Source organism: Dethiosulfatibacter sp., from assembly GCF_983023055.1.
Genome location: NZ_CEZJXU010000134.1, coordinates 1 through 5,502 on the forward strand (window position 1 = coordinate 1; position 5,502 = coordinate 5,502).

General features: G+C 36.0%; 5 protein-coding genes and 1 pseudogene. 2 read left to right on the top strand and 4 right to left on the bottom strand.

Annotation, left to right across the window (positions count from 1 at the left end):
- From AC3AX0_RS06185 to AC3AX0_RS06200, 4 genes are all read right to left on the bottom strand, one after another.
- Positions 1-697: aminotransferase class I/II-fold pyridoxal phosphate-dependent enzyme (locus tag AC3AX0_RS06185; protein ID WP_487549434.1), on the bottom strand; the 697-nt coding region annotated here is incomplete at its 3' end.
- On the bottom strand, positions 694-1,191 hold the full coding sequence (locus AC3AX0_RS06190; RefSeq protein ID WP_487549435.1) for a hypothetical protein: 498 nt from the start codon (positions 1,189-1,191) through the stop codon (positions 694-696). The genes AC3AX0_RS06190 and AC3AX0_RS06185, both read right to left, overlap by 4 nt.
- The gene (locus tag AC3AX0_RS06195; RefSeq protein WP_487549436.1) at positions 1,191-1,397 is read right to left on the bottom strand and encodes a hypothetical protein; all 207 of its coding nucleotides are present in this window, start codon (positions 1,395-1,397) and stop codon (positions 1,191-1,193) included. Before AC3AX0_RS06195 ends, AC3AX0_RS06190 begins: the two co-directional genes overlap by 1 nt.
- A 184-nt stretch (positions 1,398-1,581) precedes the next feature.
- Positions 1,582-2,487, bottom strand: a complete 906-nt coding sequence (locus AC3AX0_RS06200; RefSeq protein WP_487549437.1) for a DMT family transporter — start codon at positions 2,485-2,487, stop codon at positions 1,582-1,584.
- A gap of 155 nt (positions 2,488-2,642) precedes the next feature.
- Between AC3AX0_RS06200 and AC3AX0_RS06205 the strand changes: the two genes are divergently transcribed.
- Together AC3AX0_RS06205 and AC3AX0_RS06210 are read left to right on the top strand one after the other, a co-directional pair.
- The gene (locus tag AC3AX0_RS06205) at positions 2,643-3,950 is read left to right on the top strand and encodes a nucleoside recognition domain-containing protein (RefSeq protein ID WP_487549438.1); all 1,308 of its coding nucleotides are present in this window, start codon (positions 2,643-2,645) and stop codon (positions 3,948-3,950) included.
- Positions 3,951-4,064: 114 nt separating this feature from the next.
- Positions 4,065-5,159, top strand: a pseudogene (locus AC3AX0_RS06210) (DEAD/DEAH box helicase); the annotation flags it as partial.
- Between the last annotated feature and the right edge of the window lie 343 nt (positions 5,160-5,502).

Below are 5,502 nucleotides of genomic sequence, written 5' to 3' on the forward strand. Positions count from 1 at the left end.
GCTTTTCATTCTTAACATGAAGTAATGAGGACTGCGTAAGTGAAGGCAGTGTCTTATGTGTGCTTTGAATAACAATATCCGCACCTGCATCAAGGGCTGACTTTGGAAGGTCATGACAAAATCTCAAATGACTTCCGTGAGCTTCATCCACTATTAAAGTCCTGTTGTATTTATGTACAATTTCTGCAATTCTTTCCATATGACAACATATTCCAAAATATGTAGGATATGTCAATACTACTGCTGTTATTTTATCGTCTGATTTTATGGCTTCTTCCAGACTGTTAAGATCATTAATCCATGACAGCCCCGATTCCACCTCGTATTCAGGAGTAAGATATACGGGATTCAAATCCCCAAGAATAATTGCATTGAAAACTGACTTGTGGCAGTTTCTTGAAACCAAAATACTGTCTCCAGGTACCGTCACTCCAAGAATTGCACTTTGAAGGGAAGTTGTGCTGCCGTTTGTGGAAATAAAGGACTTCCTTGAACCGTAGACCGTACTTATTTCCTCCAAAAGATCCTTTATTACACCAGTTGGATTATGAAGATTATCCAGTCCTTCCACCTCTGTAACATCATTTCCAAGGACAAATACGTCCTCCAAACAAGAAGAACGGCCTTTATGGCCGGGCATGTGAAATCTGCCAGTTTTCGATTCTCTGTATTTTTTTAGCTCTTCACCAAGTTTCATGAAATGTTCACCTTTCTGTTAAGTATCCTCATTATTCTCTCGCTGGGAGCAAATACAAATCGGTAAAGCTTGCCTTCTCTTCTATATTCGCCAAACTTGCAGTTTTCATCGGCTTCACTGTATATAAAATAGTAGGTATTGTTTACTTCAGTATTGGGCTTCATTTCACTAATGGGCAATACTCTGTCGATTTCCTTGAATTTTACATCAAGTATAATATTATCCTTCTTTCCTATCCTCTTAACAAATGCTATATGTGTATCTGCTATCATATATACGTAAACAGATATAATCCTTTCAACAATAAGGAAAATGATTATTCCAAAAACAACCACAAGTCCTATGCTGACGAAATTCCTATAGCCCCCAAGCTTGTTTGTAAGAGTGATTAAAATATTTAAAACCAAAATGGAAGCAAATCCTGCAAGGGTGAAAAACATTGTTGATTTTGCCCTTTTCTTCAGAATTTCCTTTACGGAATAGTCCTTTTTCATTATAGCCTCCTGCTGTATTTATCAAAGTAGTTGTCAGAATAAATCTTCTTTTTCTTTGCTATAACTTTTTTCTCGTTTTTCTTTTCCCAGAGTTTCTTTCTTCTTTTCTCGCCGTCGGCAGCAGAAGATATGAGTTCCACAAATAGAACAAACATAAATGAAACTATTAAAAATATAAATATACCTAAAACAACATAACTAAGCATAACCAGCACCCTCAAAAAAGCGTCTTCGACGCGTTATCCGCGTAAGCGGATATTCAAACCTCGTAGGAAAGTATCCTTAAACGCATATTACCAATGTTTCAAGGTAACATGCACTTTTAACTTTCCTAAGCTATAAAGATTATTATCCACTTATTATACAACATCTTCATTAATATATAAAGATTTATTGCATCTCCTCTACTCTGTCTACATCACTTGAGATATTCCTCTCAGCAAAGGAAATATACACCACTGCACCGATTATTATAATTGTTCCTGCAATGCTTCTTCCCGTAAAGGGCTCACCAAATGCCACAACTCCTATGACTATGCTGGTAAGAGGCTCAAAAGTACTCAATATTGAAGCGGAGCATGAAGATACATAATTCAGTCCAGTCTTGAAAAGGGACATAGCCAATATTGAAACAAAAGACAGCAGTATCACATCCACATAGCCAGTCACTGTAATATCAAAATTCAGATTCCCCGTCACAGCGGAAAATATTATAAAATAAAAAATATTGAACCCAGACAAATAGTATACAAGGACAAAGGAATTCATCTCCCTAATCCTGCCGTGGGATGCCTTAAGTATATAAATTGCATAAAAAATTCCCGAAGCGAGGGCCAGTAAGATACCCTTTAATTCAATATGAAAACCTCCACTATCTGCAGATAGAAGATATATTCCAAATATTGCAGCACATACAGTTGCAGCTTTTTCAATTGTAAACTTCTCCCTGTAGAAAAGAGAAGAGCCTATTAACACCGCTGCTGGATAGACAAAGTGCAAAGTCGTTGCAATTCCTGTAGGAATGTATTTGTATGAACTTACAAGTGTATACATCATGAGACCGTAACATAAAAAACTTACAACTCCAAGTTCCACCAAGAACTTTTTATCAACCTTGTAGTCTATTCCTTTTATCTTCATATATAACAAGAGTAAAATCGTAGCAAAAAAGCACCTCAACAATAACAATGTATAGGTGTTCATACCGTTTTCCATTCCCACTTTTGCAAAGAGTGGCACCAAGCCAAAAATACCGGATGCGAACATTATTATAATCATTCCTTTTACCTTGTTCATAACATTTCTCCTAATAATTTTAATCAAAAATAGTATACATTTTATAGGGGATTATGTCCACTTAAATACTTTGTCACCAATTATTTAAATCCAATCTATTGATAATTGATATCACGTACTATATACTAAGCCTTGAAATCTTTTAAGGAGCTGACATGGAGAAAAATAATACATCAAAAAATCTAATGAAATCAATGATTCTAACTATCCTTGGATTAATTATATTCACAGTCAAATTTCCAGGTTCTCTGGATACAATACTTTTAAAAATAATTCACACCATCCAAGGGGTGTTGTCCCCATACTATTCAATAATAGTACTTGTTTTCATGATTGCTGTCTGTGCACTTACATTGGAAGTGAAGTTATTCAAACCATCATCACTAGGAAGAAGCCAGTTCATAAGAAAAAACTTCAATGTAGGTCAGATACAGGTGTTTTTTCGCCTGACCTCACTTCTTTTTATTGTTATCTTTATATTTTCCAAGTCACCCACCTTCGAATTTCTTAATTCAGCAAGCGGTGAAATTATACTAATGTGCGGAAGCATGCTGGTTTTCATAACAGTAGCCAATATTTTCTTGCCTCTGCTAAGCGACTTCGGACTGGCGGAATTCCTTGAAGTATTACTGGACAGGTTCACCAAGCCTGTATTCAAGGTTCCTGGCAACTCACTTGTAAACATATTTACGTCATTTTTCATAGGATCAACCATGGGAATGTACCTTACGGGAATACAGTATGAGAAGAAGCTTTTTTCAAAACAGGAAGCAATGAAAATAATTGGAGCCCTTACAGTACCATCCATCCCTACATCGCTGTTCTACTGGTCCCTCGTAGGAGACATGTCGGACTTCTTCACGTTTTATATGCTTATGTTCCTGGTATTTTATACAACAGGACTCATAATGGTGCGCATACCTCCTCTCACCAGACTTGATGATGAAAAAGCTAAACGAACACAGGAAACACCAAATAAAAACAAGCTAAAAAGAGCTATGGATAACGCAGCTAAAAAGGCTGGAATAACTGGATATTCCCTATCTGAAAACCTGCTTTCCATCTTGAATATATTCCTGTCCTTCATACCTTTTCTTATTACCTTGGGAACAATGGCAAATATTATAATTGAAAATACAAATATATTTGAGATAGCAGCCTATCCCTATGGTTGGTATCTCAACCTGTTCAAGTTTGAAGATCCCTTCCTTCTTGGCCAGACACTGATACTGAACACCATAGACCTTGTGGTTCCAGCAATAATTCTAAAGGATCTACTATCTGTAAAAACACAGATTATGATGTCTGCCATTACACTTAATCAGCTCATATACATTGCATCGTCACTAATAATAATGTCCTTTAACAATCTGACAGATGGAAAGACACTATTTCTCATATTTCTCGAAAGGGTAATTCTCGTAGTTCCAATAACTGTGTTTTGGGCAATGGTATTGCTGTAGAAATTTATGTTTACTAACAGCGAGAGAATTTATTGGTTGCATTATCCACAGCCTTTGTGTTATACTTAGCAGATTTAAACGACATAACAGCAAATATATATATAAGGGAAAACTATGAATAAATTTAAAAAATACGGATTTAATGAAAATCTAATTAACAACCTGAATAATCAAGGAATAAATACTCCTACAGCTGTTCAAGAACAAACAATTCCAAAGATAATGAAAAACAAGGATGTAATGGCTGAAGCACAAACTGGAACTGGAAAGACACTTGCTTTTCTTCTTCCAATGTTCCAGAAATTCGATACCGACTCAAAAAATATCCAGGGACTTATACTCACTCCTACTAGGGAGCTGGCTCTTCAAATTACAGAAGAATCAAAAAAACTTGCAATAAACACTGACGTCAAGATACTATCAGTTTATGGTGGACAAGATATAAATTCACAGCTTCACAAGCTTAAGAACAACATTACACTGGTAATAGCAACTCCAGGAAGACTACTTGACCATTTAAACAGAAGAACAATAAACATTGATAATCTAAGCACTCTTGTACTTGACGAGGCTGATCAGATGCTTCACATAGGCTTCAAGGAAGATATTGAAACAATTCTTAAGAAAACAAACAGCAACAAGCAAACTCTATGTTTTTCAGCTACAATTAATTCAAGAGTGAAGAGAATCGCCTACAAGTTTATGAACTCACCTTCTGAGGTTGCAGTTCATAATAAAAGCGTAACCCTAGAAGCTATAAAACAAAAAGTAATCAGATGTTCTGACAGACACAAACAAGAAGCATTATTTGATGATTTCGACAAAACAAATCCATTCATGGCAATAATATTCTGTAGGACAAAAAGACGTGCAGATGTGCTTGAAGCTCAGATGTCAGAGAATAAATATCTCTGCAACAAGCTTCACGGCGACATGACACAAAATGCAAGACAAAAAGTGATGAATGCCTTCAGAGAATGTAAATATCAGTATCTTATTGCTACAGATGTTGCTTCAAGAGGCCTTGATATAAGTGGAGTAACACATATCTACAACTATGATGTCCCTGAAAGCCCTGACACATATATACACAGGATTGGACGTACAGGAAGAATGGGAGAAACTGGAATAGCAGTAACCCTTCTTACTCCAAAAGACATACTTCTTATGAACAGCATTGAAAAGGAAATAAGAATGAAAGTACCAAAAGAAGACTATAAAAACGGATATGTAAGCGATGACGGAAAAACTACAGAGTCTGGCCACAATACGGATTTTGATACCAGAAAATCAAGTCGGGAAAAAAAAGCAGAAAAAGAAAGAAAATCAGGCAATGACAAAAAACAAGGCCACAGTAAGAATTCAAAAAATAGCTCAGGAAAGAGTTATGGCAAGGATTCGAGAATCGGCAAAAACAAAAGAGACAACAATGATTCAAAAAACGAAAAAGACTCAAGAGATGACAAGAATAAAAGAGGTTCCAACAGCACTTCCAGAAGTCAGGGAAGCAAGTTCGAAAAAACCAAGGGAACTAGAGGAAAACAGACAATTA